Source organism: Phyllobacterium zundukense (assembly GCF_025452195.1).
In the GTDB taxonomy this organism is placed as follows: Bacteria; Pseudomonadota; Alphaproteobacteria; order Rhizobiales; family Rhizobiaceae; genus Phyllobacterium; species Phyllobacterium zundukense_A.
The window spans coordinates 504030-527513 of the sequence record NZ_CP104972.1 but is presented as its reverse complement, the minus strand read 5'-3'; the positions used below and the strand labels follow the sequence as shown (position 1 = coordinate 527513).

At 59.3% G+C, this 23484-nt stretch carries 8 protein-coding genes; 5 read left to right on the top strand and 3 right to left on the bottom strand.

Translation table 11 applies throughout. From position 1 onward, the window contains the following. Positions 1-55: 55 nt before the first annotated feature. Both N8E88_RS10035 and N8E88_RS10030 read right to left on the bottom strand, forming a co-directional pair. Complete coding sequence (locus N8E88_RS10035; protein ID WP_410010593.1) at positions 56-853, bottom strand: SDR family NAD(P)-dependent oxidoreductase; 798 nt, start codon at positions 851-853, stop codon at positions 56-58. Between the two features lie 378 nt (positions 854-1231). Beyond that, a complete protein-coding gene (locus tag N8E88_RS10030) occupies positions 1232-1492 on the bottom strand; it encodes a hypothetical protein (RefSeq protein ID WP_262291623.1) in 261 nt (86 codons plus the stop codon). Positions 1493-1503: 11 nt separating this feature from the next. Here N8E88_RS10030 and N8E88_RS10025 point away from each other — a divergent pair, with 11 nt between their 5' ends. Then, positions 1504-2187 (top strand): helix-turn-helix domain-containing protein, encoded by a 684-nt coding sequence (locus tag N8E88_RS10025; RefSeq protein ID WP_262291622.1) that lies wholly within the window; start codon positions 1504-1506, stop codon positions 2185-2187. A 326-nt stretch (positions 2188-2513) separates the two neighbouring features. On the opposite strand, the gene N8E88_RS10020 is transcribed toward N8E88_RS10025, so the two are convergent. After that, positions 2514-3212: a helix-turn-helix domain-containing protein gene (locus tag N8E88_RS10020; protein WP_262291621.1), complete on the bottom strand. Its 699-nt coding sequence runs from the start codon at positions 3210-3212 to the stop codon at positions 2514-2516. Positions 3213-4530: 1318 nt separating this feature from the next. Here N8E88_RS10020 and N8E88_RS10015 point away from each other — a divergent pair. The 4 genes from N8E88_RS10015 (at position 4531) to N8E88_RS10000 (ending at position 23361) form a co-directional block, all read left to right on the top strand. Next, positions 4531-5064, top strand: a complete 534-nt coding sequence (locus tag N8E88_RS10015) for an invasion associated locus B family protein (RefSeq protein WP_262291620.1) — start codon at positions 4531-4533, stop codon at positions 5062-5064. Between the two features lie 756 nt (positions 5065-5820). Beyond that, positions 5821-16551 (top strand): autotransporter-associated beta strand repeat-containing protein, encoded by a 10731-nt coding sequence (locus N8E88_RS10010; protein ID WP_262291619.1) that lies wholly within the window; start codon positions 5821-5823, stop codon positions 16549-16551. Between the two features lie 492 nt (positions 16552-17043). Beyond that, on the top strand, positions 17044-20364 hold the full coding sequence (locus N8E88_RS10005) for an autotransporter outer membrane beta-barrel domain-containing protein (protein ID WP_262291618.1): 3321 nt from the start codon (positions 17044-17046) through the stop codon (positions 20362-20364). A 1206-nt stretch (positions 20365-21570) separates the two neighbouring features. Beyond that, positions 21571-23361 (top strand): bifunctional diguanylate cyclase/phosphodiesterase, encoded by a 1791-nt coding sequence (locus N8E88_RS10000; RefSeq protein WP_262291617.1) that lies wholly within the window; start codon positions 21571-21573, stop codon positions 23359-23361. Positions 23362-23484 lie beyond the last annotated feature (123 nt).

Genomic DNA, 23484 nt, shown 5'->3' with positions numbered 1-23484 from the left:
TCTTGGTGAGCCTGGCCGTTCCGGTCTCGCCGGATGGGTTGGGCATCATGACCTCCTATGCGATTGTCGGTGTAATGCCGCCCTCGACACGAAGCGCTGCTCCGTTGGTCGCCGCCGACAGCGGGCTTGCCACATAGGCCACCAGATCGGCGATCTCTTCCGGTTCGATCATGCGTTGCAGCAATGACGTAGAACGTTCGTTGCGAAAGAATTCGGCCTCCATCTCCTCGGGCGGCAGAGACGGGTCGCTGGCGACGCTCTTCAAGAAGTCGACGATGCCTTCTGATCGGGTAGGGCCGGGAAGGATGGAGTTTACCGTGACACCCGTCCCCTTCGTCAACGCTGCCAAGCCGCGCGATATGGCGAGTTGCGCCGTTTTCGTCATGCCGTAATGGATCATGTCCGGCGGAACAACAAGACCGGATTCGCTGGCGATGAAGATGATCCGTCCCCAATTTCGTTCCAGCATAGTCGGAAAATATTGACGAGCGAGACGCGCACCGCTGAGCACGTTTACCTCGAAGAATTTCAGCCAATCCGCGTCAGTGATCTGGGTGAAGGGCTTGGACTCGTAAATGCCGAGGTTGTTGACGAGGATATCCACGGTCGGGACTACCCGATGCAGAACGGCAGCTCCTTCGGCGGTCGCAGCATCTGCGAGCACGGCGCGGATGCCTGGCGCGACTTTGGAAATCGTCGCAGAGGTGACGATCTTTGCTGCCTCATCCAGCTTGGCCTGCGATCGGCCGACAATGACGACATTCGCCCCTTCTGCCGCCAGCCGCTTGGCGATTGCAAGACCGATGCCTGCGGTGGACCCGGTGACAAGGGCTGTCTTGCCGATCAATTTCAGATCCATAGTCGCTTCTCCTGGATTAAGGTTTTTCTCGCAAATGTGATCATCATCGACGGAGGTTTGAATAAACGTGCCTTAGAGCGTGGTGACTAGCAATCGTTAGCTGCAAAAACACTGATAACGAAGTCGCGAGGAAGGCCGAAATTAGAGGCTAACTTGTGCCAACTCACTTTTATGTTCGCCGCAATACCATTCAAGCCCGTTTTAGGCGCTATATGGAAATTCAAATCGGCCGATGGGGAAGACATCGTAAAAAACGGAACCAACCGCGCCGCGGGACATTGATATAGTTAATCGGACCAATTCTGATCCCCATAGTGTAAGTCGCGGCGCGGGAGCATCACATCTTGTTTCAGGGAAGCTCAGCTGATTCGGCTATTGGTCCCAATGGCAAACCACGACGTTTCCCGTGTGCTTCGTGATGGCTCCACCAACGATCAGTTCGCGCGACCATAGTGTAATCGAATTGGACTTGAACAATGAGCGTGGAATGCTTTCTGCTATCTCGGACCAGGTCGGGCCGCGCGTCGAAACAATAGTAGGCGGCGTCGCGAATGTTGCGCGGCCGCCCGGATCCATGACCTTCCGATCCAACGCGGAGTTCGCTTCCGTGCTCTTCGCTCCATCGCCCAACATGGAGGCCGCCTTTGCAAGCGACAGATTACATAGATCTCGACGCCCCGATCGGCATGCTCGTTATCAATCCGTCCAACATCGACAGAACACTCCGATGGTCCACATCCAAGAAAAATGCAGCGATTGCTTTCGGTTCACTCGCCTATTCCAATCTCGCGGCAGCCGAATTGGATGGCGCTGACTGGGAGCTGCAGCCGCCGAAGTTTGGCCATGTGGATCTGCGTGCACTGCAGCTCGCTCGAACCATGGCGCTAGAGGTGTCAGAAGGATCGGCGAGCGAACTTTATCTCGACTCATTGATGACGGTGTTCGGCGTTCATCTCATCAGAACATATTCGAGGGGCAAGTTGCGACAAACGAGCGTGGGGCGCCTGTCCTTGCAAACGTCGAGGAAGGTGTTGGACTATATGAATGATCATATGGCTGAAATACCGTCGATCAATGCGATTGCGAAAATTTCGGGCATGTCGCCCAGCCATTTCATCCGTGCGTTTACGGCGACATTCGGCACCCCGCCGCACAAATACCTTATCAACATCCGGCTGCAGAAGGCAGAAAGACTGCTGATTGACTCAAAAATTCCGATCCCGGAAATAGCCGCTCAGACCGGTTTTTCGAGCCAAAGCCATCTCACCACTGCCATGATGCGATATAAACAAACTACGCCCGGAAGGATCAGGCTGGCTGCGAATTGAGTTTACAGGTTCAGCTGCGATCAATCCGCTTCAACGGGGAATGCCCAAAAGCCGAATAAATTTTGCGCTGCCCAGAAGACGATGAATGCTCCCAAAAGGCCCGGCAAAGCGATCTGCTGCATCGCGCAGCGAAAATGGCTTCCGCATGAAAAAGCCTCACTGACTGATCTAATGCATTCATCAGCACATATTCTTGCAGGCCCTATTCAGGAAGTTCTGAATTCTCTTTACAGAGTGAGGTTTGAAATAAGAACTGCGGCGGCTCTACCACATAAGCTAAAGTTGCTGCGATGGAACTGAATGTGGTTGTGACGGAATGACGACAGCTATCGTTGCAGCCGCATCTGCATCGGGGTTCTGTTCCAGTGCTTCGACATCGTAACCGTCAGATGGCTCTGATCAGAAAACCCACTCAGATGAGCAACTTCCGCGATCGACAAACCGCCTTTGGTCAGCAATTTTTCAGCGAAAGCAAGGCGCCGTTTGACCAGATATCGATGCGGCGGATCGCCGAAGGTCTTGGTAAATGCCTGGATGAAGTGGTGTGACGAAAGGCCGGAGACCGCCGCAAGCTCGGCCACCGACAATTTGCGGGAGAAATTCTCGTCCAGGAACTCCCTTACTGTCCGCGCGCTTCGAACCGAAAGCCCGCCCCTCATGCGGAGTATCGGCTTTCCTACTTCGGTGTAGTTTCGAAGAAGGTGGATGCCGAAGACTGTGATCAGTGAATCGACATAGAGCTCGTTTGGAGCGGTTCGTTGGGTGAGTTCTGCCTTTAGCGATCTGGCAATCCGCAACGCCGTGGGATCGAACGTACCAAACGGTGGCGGGTGCAGTTCCATGCACCCGGTATCGAACTCATGTGCCGCCAGATCAAGCAGACTTTCAGGCGTGAGCGCTATGATCGCGGTTTCTTTGGTGGACGACCAAGCACAGTAGCTCTTTGTGTTCGCCGGCATGACGACCAGCATGCCTCTTTCCGCGTCGTATTCGTGCACCTTGTCGCTACCCAGTGCAGCCCTCATTCCCGGTGCGGGCTCCAGCGCGACGTCAATAAGGTGGCTTTTGACACAAAAATTATGAGTCCCGGGTGGCCGTATGGAATGCGCCGCGCCACCGCGGAATGTAATCAATCGCGGTCCCGAATGTTCCGGAATGCCATCAAAGATCCGACGATCTATTCTCCGCAGGTCGAGGTTTTCAATTTCCGAGAAACGAGTGTTCTGCTGCATCCGTTCTGCCCCACCGCAATTGCATCACCTGGCAACAAGCAGTACCAAAACCTGTGCTTGCCGGAATTGCCCAGAATTCGCCCAAATAGCTAAATCAAATTAATTACACAGTGTGACAGCTTAGTGAAGAGGCTTTGCGAACTTCTGCAACATTACAGGGACATTATTTAGCAAGATTATATAAAGACGGTAAATGTATGCAAAACAGAACGCGTCAACTGGACAGAGAATATAAGCTGAAATCTTGGAATCCTTTGGAAATAATTACGCGTTGTCACAGGCGTGTTGACGTCTTGAAATGAAGTGACCGATCGCAAGTATTTTTCTGAAACCTACTATTCGAGGGAAAAACCGGTGATTCATAGTTCGTTGTGCGGCGGTTGATCTACTAGGAAGGAAGCCGGTTATTCATTAAACGATTTTCCGGCAGAACGATGTATAGACTGTTATGTGATACAGTGCCTGTTGGGATTGGCCCGGCCAGTTGCTGATTGAGTCTTGCGGATAAAAATTGCCTCAGTTCGCAGGATTGCCGCTGTTACAGGGCACATTCGATTGTGCGCCGTCTTGCTTATCGGCAACCAAATCTCCCCGTTAACGACGGTGCCAAGTTATGTGCCACATGCGAAATTCGAATTCCGCGACCAAGGTGGGAAGAACGAAAACCGCTTTTCGCTTGATTGGCGCTGCAGGTTTCGTAGTTCTAACGTTTCGAGCCGTATGCCCAGCGCCCTTGCTCGTTGAAGGCGGTTGGCTGGAACGCTGCCCGTGCCTATGGCCGATTGCAATCGGCGCCATGTGCGCGAGCACTCAAAAAAGTTCGGCCCCGGGGATCTTCGACCTCGTCAATGCAATGGCACCAGAAAAATTGCGATCTTGGCGACATTCTAAATGATGTTGCAGGACAGGCACATGCAAAGCATGGTTTCTCGTATAGGATCGTTGCTGCGAATCATCGTCGGGAGCGAGCCGAAATGCAGCGAAATTGGTGCGAGCGCCAGTTACAACTGGCCGACGAAATTACTCCGTCTATGACGAGGTGTTGGTCAAAACCGGCCTCGCCGATAACAATAGCCTTAATGGCACGGCCGATTTAACGGAGAGATGGTAAATGAACAAAGTACTCAAATTCTCGTCTCTGTTCCTGGCGATCCTTGCGGCAACCCCTGGGTTCGCCCAGGCACCCGTTTCAACGCTGCCGGGAGGAGCGACGTCCTTACAGGAGACCTATCAGGACTGGCGGGTTTCCTGCATGCAACAGGCCGGATCAAAGCGTTGCGCGTTGGCGCAGCAACAAACACAGGAAAACGGACAGTTGGTGCTTGCCATCGAACTGCAACCGAGCGCCAAAGCAAACGAAGTCATCGGCAACCTGATGATGCCGTTTGGGCTCGCCTTGGCCAACGGCGTTACGCTTCAACCGGAAGAGGGAAAGCCGTTGCCGACGCTGCAATTCAAAACCTGCGTTGCCCAGGGCTGTATCGTCCCGCTGCCACTCGATGCGGCAACGGTTTCGGCGCTTCGAAAGGCATCCGGATTGAAGGTTGGTGCAACAGCCTCCGATAGTGCGCAGCCAGTACAGCTCAGAATCTCCCTGAAGGGTTTCGCTCCGGCGCTGGACCGGACAATAGAACTTGCGAAGTGACAAGGAATCGAGAAATTTCTCGCTTCCACTCCCGCGTGAGAATGTGTTGGACTTAAATGGCGTAAAACAACGGAACCCGCGCAAACGTCGTTTCGGGTGGTCAAGCTTCTGGGCCGATCTCGCGGCCGCCGATTTCAGCATTTTCTGCTCTCGCTTTCCGTAGGGCCAGCAGTCGTCACCTGGCTCGAAGCATGAGCGTTTTTCAATCGCAAATGCATGGGATTCCGCACTTGGGGCGGCGCGTTTGGACTTTGCCGCAATGGAGCGTCCCGGCCAGGCTCGTTTCATTCGAAATTGGTTCCGGGCCCCAATGATTCACATCGGAGCGTGGCCGTGTGCGACCGCCATTGCGGGGGGCACTGATGAGTGCGTTCCCGTTGCACAAAAGTAACACCGTAGTCCCGTATGCACTTTCTGCAGTCGACGACCGGTATTTTATAAAAAGAACCGGAGTTTTTTGAAATACGGGCGCGGGCGACCTGTGATTACCTTCCAAGTCTTGAGTCTTTATTAATCATCGACTTGGACGGGGGAAACGACATGGTGAAATTGGCCGGCGGCGAGACAACTCACGACATTACTCGGCCGGACCAATGCGATCTGGGACCAAGCTCGGGCGCCCCGAGCAGCTTCTTGGGATTCGACCCCGCACTTTCCGGACGCGTATCCTCCCCGACGCGTCCCGTCGCGGTAGGCGGGTCGGCAAGTCGTTCGCGCGGTCCCATGTTTGGTTCGCGCATGCTGCGTGGCGGTCGCATGACCAAGTGCAACGGCGAGGCTGCAAGCTATGCGCCTTATATGGCGCCGTTGGTTGCGTCCACGGCGCGCAGGTGGGGCGCCAGGCTGCTGCTGCCGGCGGTGTTGCTGGCCGGGCTTGCGGCAGGTCCGGCGGCAGCCGCCGATCTCTACTGGGATGCCAACGGCAACTTGGGGGGTCGAGGGGGCACCGGCGTCTGGGATACGGCATCCTTTTTCTGGAACACGGCCGCCGACGGGAGTTGCTCCGGTCCATGCCGGGCCTGGAACAATGGCGCGCTGGACAACGCCATCTTCGGCGACGAGGGATCCGGCGCGAACTTCACCGGCACGATAACCCTGGGCACGGGGATCACCGTGCACAATATGACTTTCGAAAACGACACCACTACGCCTCTCACCCCGACCAATTACACGTTCAACGGCAATACGCTCACCCTCGGCGGCGTGGCCCCGACGATCAACATCATCGGAGACACTTCCGATGTCGTCACGATCAACTCGATCATCGCCGGCAGCGCCGGCCTGACCAAGGCCGGCGCCGGCGTGCTGACGCTTGGCGGCGTCAACACATTCTCGGGCGGCGTCACCGTCAACGGCGGCTGGCTGAGTGTCAACGGCGATGCGGCCCTTGGTGTTGCCGCCAACGGCATCGCCATGGCCAACGGCACGATGCTGCAGAGCAGCGGGGCGCTGGCCGCCAGCCGGGTCGTCACCCTCACCAGCGGTAGCGTCACGATCGATGGTGCGGGCGTCGGCTCAGCCAAATTCACCGGGGCCGGCGGCCTCATCTTGGGACGGCCGGGCAACGCCAGCGGGGCCAACAATCTCACGTTGAGCAACGACGCCAACGACTACACCGGACAGACGGTGCTCAATTCCGGGCAGTTCGGGGGCACATTCAGCATCAGCTCGATCGCCGACTACGGCGTTGCAAGCGCGCTGGGAACGGGAACAGCCGGCGTTGCAATCATCCTACAGTCTGGCGGCAATGGCGGTGCAATCTTCAACTACACCGGTGGGACGGCTAGCTCCAACCGCAACTTCGACATGCGGACGAACTTTTTCGGGCATCCCTCGATCGTGAATGCAGGCACCGGCACACTGACGCTCACCGGTAATAACGCGGTCACGGGTGACGGCACTTTCAACGCCCGGACCGCCGACATGGTACTCTCCGGCGTTATTAGCGGCGGTGCCAACGGCATTTCCTTCACAAGCAGCGGTACTGGCTCCAGCCCGACTCGGACCATTACGCTCGGTGGGGCGAACACGTATACGGGCATTTCGAGCATTAACGGCGTGACGGTGAGGGCAAGCGAGCTTGCTAATCTGGGAAGCAACAGCTCTTTCGGCACGGCCTCGGCGGCTGGCGCCAATCCCGCGATGAACGTCACGAATGGGACCTTGAGTTACATCGGCACTGGCTCGAGCAGCAATCGCACCTGGAACATCAACGGCACAGGGAATATCAGCAACGATGGCACCGGCGCGCTGGCGCTCAGCGGCGCGGTGGCGTTCCTGGCCGGCGGTGCAGTCGAAACCTTCACGCTCGGCGGCAGCTATGCCGGCACGAACACGCTGTCGGGCGTGATCTCCGGCACCGGCAATCTGGTCATGAACGGCGCCGCCGGCGATACCTGGCTGCTCACCGCTGCCAACGCCTTCACCGGCAGCACCACCGTCAATGGCGGCACGCTGCAGGTCGGCAATGCCCAGGCCTTCGGCCCGGCAACAAATGGCGCCGTCGTCAATGGCGGCACGCTCGATCTCAACGGCTTCGACATGAGATTCGCCTCGCTCGCCGGGACGAGCGGCAGTGTGGCGCTCAACGGCGGCGCCGATCTGACGGTGAATGGGACGACCAGCACGGGCTATGCCGGCAGTCTCACCGGTAATGGCGGGCTCATCAAGAACGGCGCTAGCACGCTGACGCTTACCGGCCAGAGCACCTACACGGGAGCGACGACCGTCAATGGGGGCACGCTGAAGCTAGATTTTTCTCCGGCCGACGGCCCGACCAGTAACATTATCGCCGCCGCTTCGACCCTTAACATGGCGGGTGGAACGCTCAACGTGACGGGCGCCGCGGGGGAAACCAATTCCCAGACTTTTGCCGCCACGAACATCGTCGCTGGCAACAACAAGATCGGCGCGACTGCAGGCGGAAGTGGGAGCTCCATAACCCTCAATCTTGGCGCTCTCAACCACACGGGCGGCCTCGCAGATTTCACGCTGCCTGCCAGCGGCACCGGCAATATCACGACCACGAATGCCGACAGCGCGCTGTCCTGGGCCACGGTCAACGGAACCGACTACGCGCAGGTGGCGGGCGGCAACATCCAGGCCTTCACCGCCTATGTCAACAAGGACGATGCCTCGACCTGGGTGAACGGGGACGTCGTCAGCGATACCGGTGGCGTTGCCGGCACGCAATATTTCGGCGCCGTAACCGGCAGCGTGCAACTCGGCGGCTTGAAGTACACCGTCGCGAAAGCAAGCACGGTGAATGTAAGCAGCGGCAATACCCTCGGTGTCGACGGCACGATCATCGTTGCTTCCACGGTCGGGAACTTCGCTCAGACGATCACCGGCGGCAACCTGACCGGCGCTGCCGGCGGCGGCACGCTGGGCATCCTGCAGAATTCCACCGGCAACTTCACCATTGCCTCGACGATCGTCGACAATGGCGGCGCTATCGGTTTCATCAAAGGTGGCACTGGGCAGGTCACGATTACCGGTACGAACACCTATAGCGGCGGCACGACGCTGAGCGGCGGCACGCTGACGGTCAGCACGATCGGCAATGGCGGGGCAGCCAGCGGCATAGGCGCCTCGTCCAACGCCTCGTCCAACCTGGTGATAGAAAACGGCACGCTGCAGTATAGCGGCGCCACCGCCACTACAGACCGTGGGTTCACCCTGGTCAATGGCGGTCCGTCGCAGGCGATACAGGTGGATGGCAGTGCCAACCTGACCTTCACCGGCCAGGTGACCAGCCCCGATGATGCCGGCCTGACCAAGACCGGCACCGGCACGCTTACCCTGGCTAACGGCGGCAACGACTATATCGGTCCGACGACGATCAGTGCCGGGACATTGTCGGTCAGCACACTCGCCAATGGCGGCGTGGCAAGCGGCATCGGCGCATCCAGCAGTAACGCCGCGAACCTCGTGATCAATGCAGGGGCCAATCTGCAATATACCGGCGGGACTGCCAGCAGCGACCGCAGCTTCACGCTCGGCGCCGGTGCGGCCCGCGGCGGCATCGATGTGAGCAATGCCGGCGCCATCCTGACGCTCAGCGGTGGGGCGGCGGGGTCGGGCGGCCTGCGCAAGGAAGGCGACGGCACCCTCGTGCTCACCGGCCTCAATACCTATACCGCCGGAACCGTCGTCGACGCAGGCACGCTGCGTGCGGGGTCCACACAGGCGTTCGGCCCCGCCATCAGCCCCTTCCCCGGTCCGATGACAGTCAATGCGGGCGCGACGCTCGACCTTGCCGGATTCAACAACAGGGTGGCGGGCCTCAACGGCGCCGGCAGCGTAACCTTGGGTTCGGCCACGCTGACCACTGTGGGCAACGGTACCTTTACGGGTGCGGTCAGCGGCACCGGCGGCATGTCGGTTCTCGGCGGCACGCAAACCATGACCGGCTGTGGCAACAGCTCTAGCGGCGTCACCACCATCCAGGGTGGCGGCCTGAGCACCGACTGTATCAGGAACGGCGGCCAGGCGAGCGGCGTCGGCGCTTCGGGCAGCGCCGCAGCGAACCTTCTCATCAACACCGGCGTGCTCACCTACACCGGCGTCAGCGAAACGACCGACCGTGGCTTCACCGTCAACACCTCGGGCGGCACAAGCAGCTCTATCTATGTCACGCAGGCCGGGACCACGCTGGAGTTTACTGGGCAATATGCGGGGAGCGGCTGGCTCATAAAGAGAGGCGCCGGCACATTGATGCTGTCAGGCAATGGCAGCACGTTCGCGGGCACTACAACCGTGGCGGACGGCACTCTGAAGGCCGGCTCGAGCAACGCCTTCGGCAGTTCCGGGATCTCGCTGGACAACACCGCCGGGGCCACGCTGGATGTGAACAACCTGAACGTCAACGTGGCCTACCTGAGCGGTGGCGGCACCACCGGTGGCAATGTCACCTTGGGCAGCGGGACATTGACGATCACTGCCGGTTCTAATGCGAACTACGCCGGCGCCATTGGCGGCAGCGGCGGTCTGGTCAAGAACGGCGGGGGTATCCAGACGATTTCCGGCTGTAACAGCAGCTATACCGGCAGCACGACGGTCAATGCCGGCACGCTGGCGGTGAGCTGCCTGACGGACGGCGGCAGCACCAGCTCGATCGGCGCTGCAAGCGCTGCCGCGAGCAATCTTGTTCTCAATGGCGGCACCCTGCAATATGTCGGCGACGGCGACAGCACTGATCGCCAGTTCACCCTCGGCCCCTCTGCCACCAGCGCGCTCGACGCCTCGGGCACCGGCGCGGTCAATTTCACCAATACGGGGGCGATCGCATTCACTAGCGTCAACACCTCACAGGCGGTGACGCTGACCGGTACCAACACCGGCAGTAACAGCCTCGCCGCGCAGATCACCAATAACGGCGCTGGCGTCACGTCGCTGACCAAAACCAATTCAGGCACGTGGGTCCTGAGGAATCCGGCCAGCACCTATACCGGCGTCACCACCATCGCCGGCGGCGTGCTCGGCGTCGACAAGCTCACCAATGGTGGGCAGGCCAGCTCGATCGGCATGTCGTCTAACGCAGCCTCCAACCTCATCATCGGCAGCGGCTCGACACTGCGCTATACCGGCGCCGGCGACACCACGGATCGCCTGTTCACGCTATCGACCGGCACCAGCTCCATCGAAGCCTCGGGAACGGGGGCAATCAATTTCAGCAATATCGGCTCGGCCGCGTATCTTGGCAGCGGCAATCGTACGCTGGCGCTCGGCGGCACGAATACCGGCCTCAACACGATGGGCGGGACCATCGTCAACGGTCCCGGCGGCACAACCACGCTCGTCAAGAATGGCCCGGGCACCTGGGTGCTAACTGGCAACAACAGCTTCACCGGCAACACGACCATCAATGACGGCAATCTGACGATCGGCAACGGCGGGACCAGCGGCAACGCCGGCGCCGGCAATGTGATCGTCAACGCCGCCACATCGACGCTTTCGATCAATCGCAGCGATACGTTCAACTTTGCCGGCACGATCAGCGGCGCGGGCAACTTCGCGCAGATCGGGACAGGCACGACGGTCCTGACCGCGGCGGGCAACAATATCGGCGGCGCGGCCTCGATCAGCGCCGGAACGCTGCAGGTGAATGGCGGGTTGACGGCCACCGGTATTGCCATGACCGGGACGTCCGCGCTGACGGTGAACGGCACAGTCGGCGCCGCTGGCGGCACTCCGTCGACGCTGACAGGTGACGCTGGCGCCAGCACAATCACGGTCGCGACGGGCGGCACGCTGACAGCCAGTGGCGATCTCGGCGGCGGCAGCGATATCGTGGCACTGACGGGCGCGCTGAATACCGGCGCCGGGATGCTTAATCTCGGCGACGGCAATGACACGCTGACGTTGAACGACGGCGCTGCGCTGACCGGAGCGGGCGTCAATGCCGGCGCCGGAGCGGGCGACATACTACGGGTCAACAACGCCATCGACCGCACCATCGACGGTCTGAACGTTGGCGGGTTCGAAAGCCTGAACAAGCAGCTCACCGGCGTTCTGACGCTAACCGGCGATCACAGCTACACGGCCGGCACGACGATCGGGGCCGGCGAGTTGCGACTCGGCGCCGGCGGGGCTTCCGGGTCGCTCACCGGCAATGTGCTCAATAACGGCACGCTGTCGTTCAACCGGTCGGACAATTACGGCTTTGCCGGTGTCGTCTCGGGCACGGGCGGCGTGACCCAGATGGGCGTAGGCGTAACAACGCTGACCGGCGCCAATACCTATGCCGGCGCGACCAACGTGCAGGCGGGCACGCTGCTGATCAACGGCAACCAGTCCGGCGCGGCCGGCCCAACCTCGGTCAGCAGCGGCGCGGCGCTCGGCGGCACAGGAACCATCGGCGGCGACGTCACGGTCGCCAGCGGCGGCGCGCTCAATCCGGGCGAACTCGGCCTGGCTGCCGGGACGCTCGCCATCAATGGCGGATTGACGCTTGCCAGCGGATCGAATCTCAATATCAATTTTGGCCAGGCGAACACAGTCGGCGGACCGCTGAACGACCTCATCACGGTTGCCGGCGACCTTGACCTCGACGGAACGATTAACGTCACGCAGACCCCCGGCGGCAATTTCGGCCCGGGCCTGTATCGGATCATCTCCTATAGCGGCGCTCTCACCGACAACGGCCTGGACGACTCCTCGCCTGAATTCCTGGTGCAGACGTCGATCGCCAATCAGGTCAATCTGGTGAACACGTCCGGCATGTTGCTCACCTATTGGGACGGTGACGCCGGGCCGAAGCACAACAGCAGCGTCAATGGCGGCAATGGCGTCTGGCGCGCCGCCGGCGACGATAACTGGACCAGCGACACGGGCGTGGTCAACGCGGCGTTCGCCAATGGCAGCTTCGCGATCTTCGCGGGCCTGCCGGGCACGGTGAATGTTGACGACGCCAATGGCGGCGTCAGCGCCTCCGGCATGCAGTTCGCAACCGACGGCTATCTGGTTCAGGGCGACGACATCGCTTTGGTGGGGCCGCAGTCGACAATCCGCGTCGGCGACGGAAGCTCGGCGGGCAGCGCCTATGTGGCGACCATCAACGCCAACCTGACCAACAACAGCCAGCTCGTGAAAACCGACCTGGGCACGCTGGTCCTGGGCGGTACCAATACGTATACCGGCGGCACGACGATCAATGGCGGCGTGCTGCAGGTCGCTAGCGACGTCAATCTCGGCGCTGCCGCAGGAGCGCTCTCGATCGAAAATGCCACGCTTCGCAATACAGGCGCGTTTGCCTCAGCGCGCGGCGTGACGCTGCTTGCCGCTGGCGGCACGTTTGAGACGCTCGCTGACCTGACGCTGACCGGCGTCGTCGGCGGCGCCGGCGCGCTCACCAAGACCGGCGCCTCCGCGCTGGTACTGGACGGCGCCAACTCCTATGCCGGAGGGACCTTCATCAATGGCGGAACCGTCGCCGTCTCGGCGGACGCCAATCTCGGTGCCGCAGCGGGTGGCGTCACGATCGACGGAGCCACGCTGCGGAGCATGGCGTCCTTCACCTCCATGCGCAGCGCCACGCTGGGCGCGGCCGGCGGCACGGTCGAGACCGACTCTGGCGCGACGCTCACCTGGTCGGGCCTGGTCGGCGGCGCAGGCGCGCTGACCAAAGCGGGCGCCGGTACGCTGACGCTGACTGCCGCCAACACGTATACCGGCGGCACGACGATCTCGGCGGGCAGACTGCAGCTGGGCGATGGGGGGTCGAGCGGCTCGATCCTCGGCGATGTCGTAAACAACGGCGTGCTGTCGTTCAACCGTTCCAACACCTATGCCTTCTCAGGACTGATCTCCGGAACCGGTACTGTCGAACAGCTAGGCGCCGGAACCACGATCCTGAGCGCGAACAACAGCTATACCGGCGCCACGGACATTCGCGAAGGGACGCTGATCGTCAATGGGAACCAATCCGGCGCCACGGGTCTGACCTCCATCGAGGACGGCGGTGTTCTCGGCGGCATCGGCGTGGTCGGCGGTGATGTTACTGTCGCTGCCGGGGTCGCCGGGGCGATCAATCCTGGCGATCTCGGCATTGCCCCTGGAAAATTCACGATTAATGGCGGGTTGACGCTCGGCGATTTGTCGAACCTCAACTATAATTTCGGCCAGGCAAATGTGGTGGGTGGAGCATACAACGACCTGACGGTCGTGCACGGTGACCTCGTGCTGGATGGCACGATAAACGTCGCGGAGAGCGGCGGCGGGAATTTCGGCCCCGGCATCTACCGCGTAATCTCCTATGACGGCGCGCTGACCAATCTCGGCCTTGATGAGACCTCGCCCGACCATGTCGTGCAGACGTCCGTCGCGAACCAGGTCAATCTGGTCAACCTGACGGGCGTGACGCTGAATTTCTGGGACGGGCCGGACGGCGATCCCGCGCCCGGCGACGGCCTGATCCAGGGCGGCGACGGCGTTTGGCGCCTCAGCGACAACAATCACTGGACCGAAGACACGGGCACAATCAACGCTCCCTATTCGAACGGCGCTTTCTCTATCTTCACCGGCCAGGGTGGCGATGTGACCGTCGACAATGCAAACGGCCAGGTCGAAACCTCCGGCATGCAGTTCGCCGTGGATGGATACAACATCTCTGGCGAGCCGATAACGCTCGTCGGCGGCTCCGCGATCATGCGCGTCGGCGACGGCACGGCGGACGGGGCGGGCTATACCACCACGATCGGCTCCGTGCTCCAGGGCAACGCAGCTCTGGAGAAGACCGACCTCGGCACGCTCGTGCTGGCCGGCGAGAACACCTATGCCGGCGGCACGACGATCTCGCACGGGACGCTGCAGATCGGCGATGGCGGCACGAGCGGCAGCATTGTCGGCGATGTCGTTAACAACAGCGTGATGACGTTCAACCGTTCCGACAGGCTGGTGTTCGACGGACTGATCTCCGGCTTGGGTCTGGTAAACCAGATTGGCACGCTCGACGTCGTACTGACCGCCGACAACACCTATACGGGCGGTACAATCATCAGCGACGGTGTGCTGCAGCTCGGCAATGGCGGCACGACGGGCTCGATCGTCGGCGATGTCACGAATAATGGCGAGCTTGCGTTCAACCGCTCCAACACGCTGACTTTTGCGGGCCTGATCTCCGGCTCCGGATCGGTCAGCCAGATCGGCACCGGCGCCACGGTGCTGACCGGCGTCAATACCTATGCGGGCGGAACGACGATTACCGGCGGCACGCTGCAGCTTGGCGACGGCGGGACCAGCGGCTCTATCCAGGGCAATGTCGCCAATGACGGGACACTGGCCTTCAACCGCTCGGACAACGTGAGCTTCGCCGGCGTGATTTCCGGCGCGGGTTCGATCCGCCAGATCGGCGCGGGCCTGACCGAACTCACCGCCGACAGTTCCGGCTTCACGGGCACAACTTCTGTCGAGGCCGGCACGCTTGCTGTCAATGGCAGCCTGTGCGGCGATGTAAACGTGCTTGCCGGCGGACGGCTTCAAGGCATCGGCACTGTCTGCGATACCAACAATGCGGGCACCGTCGCGCCGGGTAATTCCATCGGCACATTGACCGTGGCCGGCAACTATGTCGGCAGTGGCGGTCTGCTCGAGATCGAGACCGAGCTTGGCGGCGATGCCTCGCCGACAGACCGGCTGGTGGTTACCGGCGACACGGCCGGCAGCACCAATGTAAAAGTGATCAATGTCGGCGGCACTGGTGCGCAGACAGTTGAAGGGATCAAGATCGTCGATATCGGCGGCGCTTCGAACGGCGCGTTCAGCCTGCTCGGCGATTATGTGATCGGCGGCCAGCAGGCGGTTGTTGCCGGGGCCTATGGTTATACCTTGCAGAAGAACAGGGTGAGCACCCCGAGCGATGGCGACTGGTACTTGCGATCGGGCCTGACATCGCCGAGCGCCCCTGGCGAGCCTGGAAGTCCTGGCGAACCGGGTGAACCCGGCGGTCCGATCTACCAGCCCGGAACGCCTCTCTATGAAGCTTATGCGCAGGTGCTGCAGAGCCTCAATGGTGTCTCGACCTTGCAGCAGCGTGTCGGCAATCGCTATTGGGCCGGGGCGGGTAACAGCGCACTGGCACAAGGCGATGGCCCCGGAACGCTGGAAGCTGCTCCGGCACCTTCGCAAGGTGGTGATGTCGCTATCGACCAGCGCGGCATCTGGGCGCGGATTGAAAGTGCCCATGGCAAGTTCGAGCCAAGGACTTCGACCACGGCCGCCGATTACGATATCGACACCTGGAAGGTAGAGACCGGGATTGACGGCCAGTTCTACGAGAGCGACGCCGGCAAGTTGATTGGCAGCCTCAGCGCCCATTACGGCCATGCCTCGGCTGACATTTCCTCGTTCTTCGGTGATGGCTCGATCGACACCGACGGCTATGGTCTCGGCGGCGCGCTGACATGGTATGGCCAGAACGGCTTTTACCTCGACGGACAGGCACAGGCGACCTGGTATGACAGTGATCTCACCTCCGACACGCTCGGCACCCGCCTTACCGACGGCAACAATGGCTTCGGCTATGCCTTCAGCCTTGAGACGGGCAAGCGCATCGATCTTGACCAGAGCTGGACCCTGACGCCGCAGGCGCAGCTTGCCTATTCCAATGTCGATATCGACAACTTCACCGACCCGTTCGGGGCAGACGTGTCGCTCGGCAGCGGCGACAGCCTCAAGGGCAGGATTGGACTTTCCGCCGATTACCAGAATGCCTGGGAGGATGGTGCCGGCAAGCTGACCCGTACCAATCTCTATGGCATCGCCAACCTCTATTATGAGTTCCTCGATGGCAACGAGACCGATGTCTCGGGCGTGAACTTTGCCACGGCGAACGACCGCACCTGGGGCGGTATCGGCACTGGCGGCAGCTATAACTGGAATGATGACAAATATTCGCTCTACAGCGAGGTTTCCATCAACACCAGCCTGTCCCATTTCGCTGACAGCTACAGTCTCAATGGCACTGCGGGGTTCAGGGTGAAGTTTTGAGGCCCGGGCCAACAATGACCCGCCAGCTCATCACTGGCGGGCTATTTACATCATTGCGGATTGATCCGGATCGGCGAGACCTAAAGTGAGGACACCGAAAAAGTGACGCGTGTCCCGGGGGCCACGGCAGATCAAACGGATTCTGCAAGGTGACGGCATCGATGGGTCTCGCATTGTTAACGGTTCCACGACGCGGTTGGCGGGTCCGCAACGGCAAGGATTGTCGTGTTCCCCAAGCAGTTTCAGGGAGAAGTTCAAAGTTTACTTCAAGATTTAAATTTTGTTGCCGATTGAACACAGGCAATTGAATGGTTCTACGCTAGACAGTCAAAAAAGATTCTCAGGAGATCAGCATGCAGAGACTTCATTCCGCTTTGGCATCATCGGCCGCCCGGTTACCAATCCTCGCTGCTGTCTTCACCGGAGGCTCATTAATGGCGCCGGCGGTGGCGTTTGCCGATTGCGTCACCCTTGGGGGTGTCATCACTTGCGATGCCGCAGCGCCGAGATCCTTTTACCAGCACAGTTGGCGCTGGCAATTCTGCTGCTGCAGACAACATCACCGTGAATGTTGGTCCTGGTTCCCAGGTTGCTGTGGGCGATTTGAATGCCATCAGCCTGCGAAATAATGCGGCCATCACCATTGCCGGTGGCGGCCTCGTCAGCGCGACGGCAATCTCCACCACTGGCAATTACAATACGGGTGGCAACGCCGTTGAGATCAACAACAATGGTACTCTGACGATTGAACAGGGAGGCCAGCTCCTTGCTCTGGGAACCCAGGGCAGCGCGGAAGCAGTGAACTTCCAGGGCACCGGCAATGTACTCACCAATAGTGGCCTGATCGACGCAAACAATTCTGTCGCTATCTGGTCCCAGAATACGTCCGGTCTCAACACCGTGATCAACAATGAAACCGGCATTATTGAAGCGGGCAACGGAACAACCAGCACGGTCATCGGCGGATCGGGGGCAGGAGCGCTCGACTTTACCAATAGGGGCACAATTCGCGGCAGTATCAATCTCGCCAACGGCAATGATATCTTGCGTCTGTATACAGGATCGACCGTTACCGGCAATTTTACCGGTGGCGGCGGCACTGATGCAATCTTCCTCAGCGGCGACGGGCAATCGTCCATGGCTGGCAACTTCAACGGATTTGAAAGCCTCGTCAAAAACGATCTCGGCACATGGACGCTGACAGGCACGATCACCGGTGTCACTGTGGCTACGGTCCAAAACGGCACGCTCGTTCTGACCGGGGCAAACACCAACTACACCGGCCAGGTGATCATCGATCCAGCCGGTACCCTGGAAGCACGTGCGCAGGCTCTGCCAACGCAGCTTCTTCCCGCTAACAATGTCGCCAACATCACCAATAATGGCCTTGTACGGTTTGCCCAGCCCGATGATGGCACCTATGTGGGTCAGATCGTCGGGACCGGTGCCGTCGAAAAGACCGGCGCTGGGGTCCTTACACTTGAGCCTTCGGTTGCGGCCGGCAACACCTATTCCGGCGGAACCTTCATCAATGGCGGCGTTGTTGCAGTCGGCGCTGACAATGCGCTGGGCGCTTCGACCGGCGGTGTCAGTTTCAATGGTGGCACCCTGCGATTAAACAGCAGTTTCGACTTGTCGGCGGATCGCGCGGTGACCCTGAATGTCGGGGGCGGCACGATTGATACGCAGGCTTTCGATTCGACATTGGCACAGGGCGTAACCGGCCCGGGCGGGCTGACCAAGACAGGAACAGGCTCTCTCGTCCTGACGGGCAACAGCGATTATAGTGGTGGCACCGTGATCTCCGCAGGTATCCTCCAGCTTGGCGACGGCGGAACCAGCGGCTCGATCGCCGGCGATGTGTTGAACAACAGCCTCCTTGCCTTCAACCGCTCCGATGCATTTTTAGTGCCGGGAGTCATTTCCGGTTCGGGTGCCGTGGAGCAGAACGGTTCGGGCACCACGATCCTGACCGGCAACAATACCTATAGTGGCGGGACCATCATCAACGCCGGAACCTTGCAGCTCGGCAATGGCGGAACTTCGGGCTCTATCGTCGGAAATGTCGCTAACGATGGCTCCCTTGCTTTCAATCGTTCCGACAGCTTGAACTTCGACGGTGTGATCTCAGGCTCGGGTAACGTCAGGCAGATCGGCGGCGGAACGACAATCCTGACCGCACAGAACACATACGCCGGTGCAACAACGGTCGAGGCCGGAAGGCTCGCGGCTGGCGCAACGAACGCCTTTAGTCCCAATTCCCCGACTTCCGTGCTTGCTGGCGGAACCCTCGATGCGGCCGGATTCGATCAGACCGTGAGCGTGCTTACCAATGCCGGACTGGTCAATGTTGGTGGTGCGCCGGGAGCAACGTTGACTGTCAGCGGCAACTATGTGGGCGCCGACGGGACCTTGCGGTTGAATACGGCGCTCGGCGATGACGCTTCAACGACGGACAGGCTCGTTGTCCTCGGTGACACGTCAGGGTCGACAACGCTTGTTGTGGCGAATGTTGGCGGCAGCGGAGCACCGACAGTGGAAGGGATACGGGTGATCGATGTTGCCGGTTCTTCCGCCGGCAGCTTTGCGCTTGATGGCGACTATGTCTTTGAGGGCGACGAGGCCGTCATTGGCGGCGCCTATGCCTACCGGCTATACAAGAATGGCATCGCGACGCCAACCGATGGTAGCTGGTACCTGCGTTCCGCCGTGGCCGACCCTGCGGATCCGACCGATCCTACAGATCCTGCAGATCCAACCTCCCCGCCATTTTCGCCGCTCTACCAACCTGGCGTTCCCGTCTATGAGGCGTATGCACAGACATTGCTCGGTCTCAACGGACTGCCGACACTGCAGCAACGCGTTGGCAATCGCTATTGGTCGGGCGCCGGCAATGGAATGCTGTCGCAAGGTGATGGACCCGGGACAATCGAGCCGGCTCCGCAGCCTTCTGACGGCGGGCCGGCCTTGATCGAGGGACGCGGCTTGTGGGCGCGCATCGAAGGCGCACATGGACGCTTTGACCCAAGAACGTCAACGAGTGCCACCGATTACGATTTGGACACATGGAAGATCCAAAGCGGTCTGGATGGGCAGCTTTATGAAAGCGAGAGCGGCAAACTCATCGGAAGCATCACCGCGCAGTATGGCAATGCATCCGCAGATGTCTCCTCCTTATTCGGCAATGGCGAGGTCGATACTGATGGCTACGGAGTGGGCGGTACGCTGACCTGGTATGGCCAGAATGGCTTTTACCTTGACGGGCAGGCGCAGGCGACATGGTACGAAAGTGACCTGTCTTCCGGCGTCCTTGGTAGTCTTTCGAATGGCAATGATGGTTTCGGCTACGCCTTCAGCTTGGAAACCGGCAAAAGGCTTGCTTTGAACCAGAGCTGGACGCTCACCCCGCAGGCCCAGCTCGCATATTCCAATGTAGACTTTGACGCCTTTACCGACCCCTTCGGCGCTGATGTTTCTCTCGGGTCGGGTGAGAGCCTCAAGGGTCGTCTCGGACTTTCGGCAGATTATGAAAATGCCTGGGAGGGTGCTTCAGGAACGACAACCCGCACGCACCTTTATGGTATCGCCAATCTTTATTATGAGTTCCTGGATGGGACGGAAGTTGAAGTATCAGGCGTAAACTTTGCCAGCGAGAATGATCGGACGTGGGGCGGCATTGGCACCGGCGGCAGCTATAACTGGAATGATGACAAGTATTCGATCTACAGCGAGGTTTCCATCAACACCAGCCTGTCTCACTTCGCCGACAGCTACAGCCTCAACGGCACGGCCGGGTTCAAGGTGAAATTCTGAGGCACAGCCTGAGTGAAAACCCCTAGTGTAGTTCAGGAATCTTCCTGAGCTCCATTAAGGGGAAGGGAAGCTATATTCGAGGAGTACGCTGCGTCGATGCAGATCGGCGATTGTAGACGACTAGAAATCCGTTATGGGCGGCCTTTTCGAAAGGAGGGTGCCGACACGTCCCACGATAAAGAACAGCCGGGACTCTGTGTGTCGTGCGTTCGATTCCATTCAAGTGACACCAGACACTTATGATGTGTCGTGATCCCGCATATGAGTTCTCCAGTTTTTCACACTAAAATCACGTACGTCGAGTATCTGAGTTAATTCATCGAAACATGCCGTTGGAGATGTTTCTCAGCCACTCGGCGCGCGACCCCTCTAAAAAATGCACACAAAAGAGATAATGGCAAAATCGGCCACCTTCCAGGAACTGCAAGTCTTGCGCAACATCCCGTCATCATGCTCTGGGCACACGGTGGCGATCGCCGAGCTGGCCGAAAACCTCCAGGCTTCGGAGCGCGCGGTGCGGTTGATCCTATCTCATCTGCATCGCAAAAAACTGGTCAAAACCGATAATCCCGAATTCACAGATGGTTCGAGTCTATGTTCGCGAACGGAGGCGGGGGACTCTGCTGCAGCGAAAAGGTACCGATTTCGCTGAAAGAGGCCAGCGCACAAAAACCGGCTGAAGTGTTCAGCGGGTTTCGGAGTTGGAAGTCTGGCAGCAGATGCGTTTCTTGGTCGCGATCCTTCGCCCAGGACAGGTTCCTTGACGACCTTGACCACACAGGTTTGGCGGTGCGGCAGAACGTGGCGAACCCTACGGCAACGCCTGGGTCTATGCTCGGAAACGCAATAGTTGGTCCAGATAATGACCTCCTCGACTTTCTGCGGCTGTCTCGACCAAACTGCGCCAGCAAGGACATTCTTCAACGCTGCTGCCACTGTCGTGCTGAAGTTGATGGCAGTGAGTGTCAAGACGCTGGAACACCACCGGTAGAGTCTTGCCTGGCCTATATAACGATCGGAGCGCGTGACACCCAAACCGCCGGTCTTTCAACGTCAAGGGCGCAAGGGGGTTAATCAATTTTCAAAAAATTTGGAACGGTTGGCTGAACCGTTCTGTACAAAATTGCGTTAAGCCGTCGTTCAACAAGATAAAAGATGATCGGAAATCTGTTACGTTACTTCTTCCGCCAAAATAAGCGACATCACATGCTTCAGCTTCAGAACACTATCCTCGAAATGATTGCCACTGGCAGTTCGCTTAAGGAAACTCTTGATTGCTTGTGTCGGGAAGTCGAGACGCTGGTCCCTCGCATGGTGTGTTCTGTGGTCGCCGTCGATCACCAACGGCGACTCCGCCCCCTTGCAGGCCCCACGTTGCCGCTTGCCTATTCGTCGGCCTTTGACGGTATCGAGATCGGACCCTTTTCGGGATCTTGCGGGACCGCGGCCTACTATCAAGAGGCAGTCTCTGCCATTGATATTGAAACCGATGTCCGTTGGCGTGATTTCAAAGCTTTGGTCCACCCGCTTGGTTTCAAAGCATGCTGGTCGACTCCGATCTTAAATGCTGACCGGGTGGTGGCCACGTTTGCCTTTTATTATTTCGATCAGCGCGGACCCAGCGAGCTTGAAGAGAACATTGTCGGCGCCTGCGTTCATCTTTGTTCGATCGCCTTCGAGCGACACGAGCGGGTAAAGGAGAGGCAACGCCTCACTTACACCGACGCACTCACGGGATTGGGAAACCGGGCGCGGTTCAATGAAAAATTAATCGAACAGGGTTTGCGACGACCGTTTGGAATCCTGCTCGCCGACATCGATAATCTGAAGATGGTCAACGATACGTTTGGCCATAGTGCGGGCGATGACCTGATTAAAGTTGTGGCGGACAGGCTCATGTCGGTCACAGGGTCTGATCTGATCTTCAGATTGGGCGGCGATGAGTTTGCAATTGTGGTTGGTCATCAGGATGGCTCCGATCTGAAGGGCGAGGCTTTGACAGTCCTGTCCGTCTTGGAACAGCCCTGCAGTTGCAACGGTCATGTCGTCTTTCCGAAGGTGACCATTGGCGGCGCAACTTCGGAACCTGGTGACAGTCCAGACGACGTTCGGCGGAAGGCTGATATCGCTCTCTATCACGGCAAGGAGCAAAACCGCGGGCGGTTCGTTGAGTACCATGGAGACCAGGGCACCGCATTGACGCGCCGCTTCCACGCTATACGACAGGTTAGCCAAGCGCTCGCAGATGATAGGATTTCTCCGCACTACCAGCCGATCATTCGCCTCGGCAGCACAGACTTGGCGGGCTTCGAGGCCCTGTGCCGCATCACCACGGCGACGGGAGAGATTATCGAAGCTGTCAATTTCAATGAAGCCACCAAAGACGCACATGTAGCCGCCGAGCTCACTCAGCGCATGATGACGCTTGTTGCCGCAGACGTCCGCAGATGGTTGGATATGGATGTGCCTTTTCACAGCGTGGCAATCAACCTCTCAGCCTCCGATTTTCACACGGGCAATCTTAAAGAGCGAGTGTGCGAGATCTTTGGCTGGGCAGGGGTCCCATTGCAGCATATCGTTTTGGAAATCACAGAATCGGTTTATCTCGGCCAGCAGGAGGACTTCCTTGCAAGGGAGATAAAGTCGCTGAGAGACCTCGGCCTTCATGTCGCGCTGGATGATTTCGGAACGGGCTTTGCCTCTCTCACCCACCTGATGACCGTGCCTGTTGACATCATCAAGATCGATCAGACTTTTGTCAAAAGATTGGTCCCTGGAGACCCTGCAATCATCATAACGGAAGGTTTGCTGGAAATTACCGCAGGACTTGGAATCGACGTCATTGCCGAAGGCATCGAAACATCCGAACAGGCCCGGCAACTGCACGCGCTTGGCTGTGAGTTCGGCCAGGGCTATTTTTTCTCAAAGGCCGTGGACTGGGAAGCAGCCACCCGACTGCTTCGTCCGACAGTTCAGGCGGCCGCTAGAACCAGTTGACCGATGTCACGTATTTCATTTCGACATCCAATCGAGAGCGTGCTTTCAAGCATGATCTCATGCCGGCGATTTTCCGCCGATCCTCCAGCTGGGTTCTGGACGTGCAACGTGGAAGGCGACAGC

Excerpts from the sequence above, each read along its gene's own strand:
- N8E88_RS10000 (WP_262291617.1), top strand. The coding sequence starts at position 21,571 with ATGCTTCAGCTTCAGAACACTATCCTCGAAATGATTGCCACTGGCAGT.
- N8E88_RS10015 (WP_262291620.1), top strand. The coding sequence starts at position 4,531 with ATGAACAAAGTACTCAAATTCTCGTCTCTGTTCCTGGCGATCCTTGCG.
- N8E88_RS10010 (WP_262291619.1), top strand. The coding sequence starts at position 5,821 with ATGACCAAGTGCAACGGCGAGGCTGCAAGCTATGCGCCTTATATGGCG.
- N8E88_RS10005 (WP_262291618.1), top strand. The coding sequence starts at position 17,044 with ATGCCGCAGCGCCGAGATCCTTTTACCAGCACAGTTGGCGCTGGCAAT.
- N8E88_RS10030 (WP_262291623.1), bottom strand. The coding sequence starts at position 1,492 with ATGTTGGGCGATGGAGCGAAGAGCACGGAAGCGAACTCCGCGTTGGAT.
- N8E88_RS10020 (WP_262291621.1), bottom strand. The coding sequence starts at position 3,212 with ATGAGGGCTGCACTGGGTAGCGACAAGGTGCACGAATACGACGCGGAA.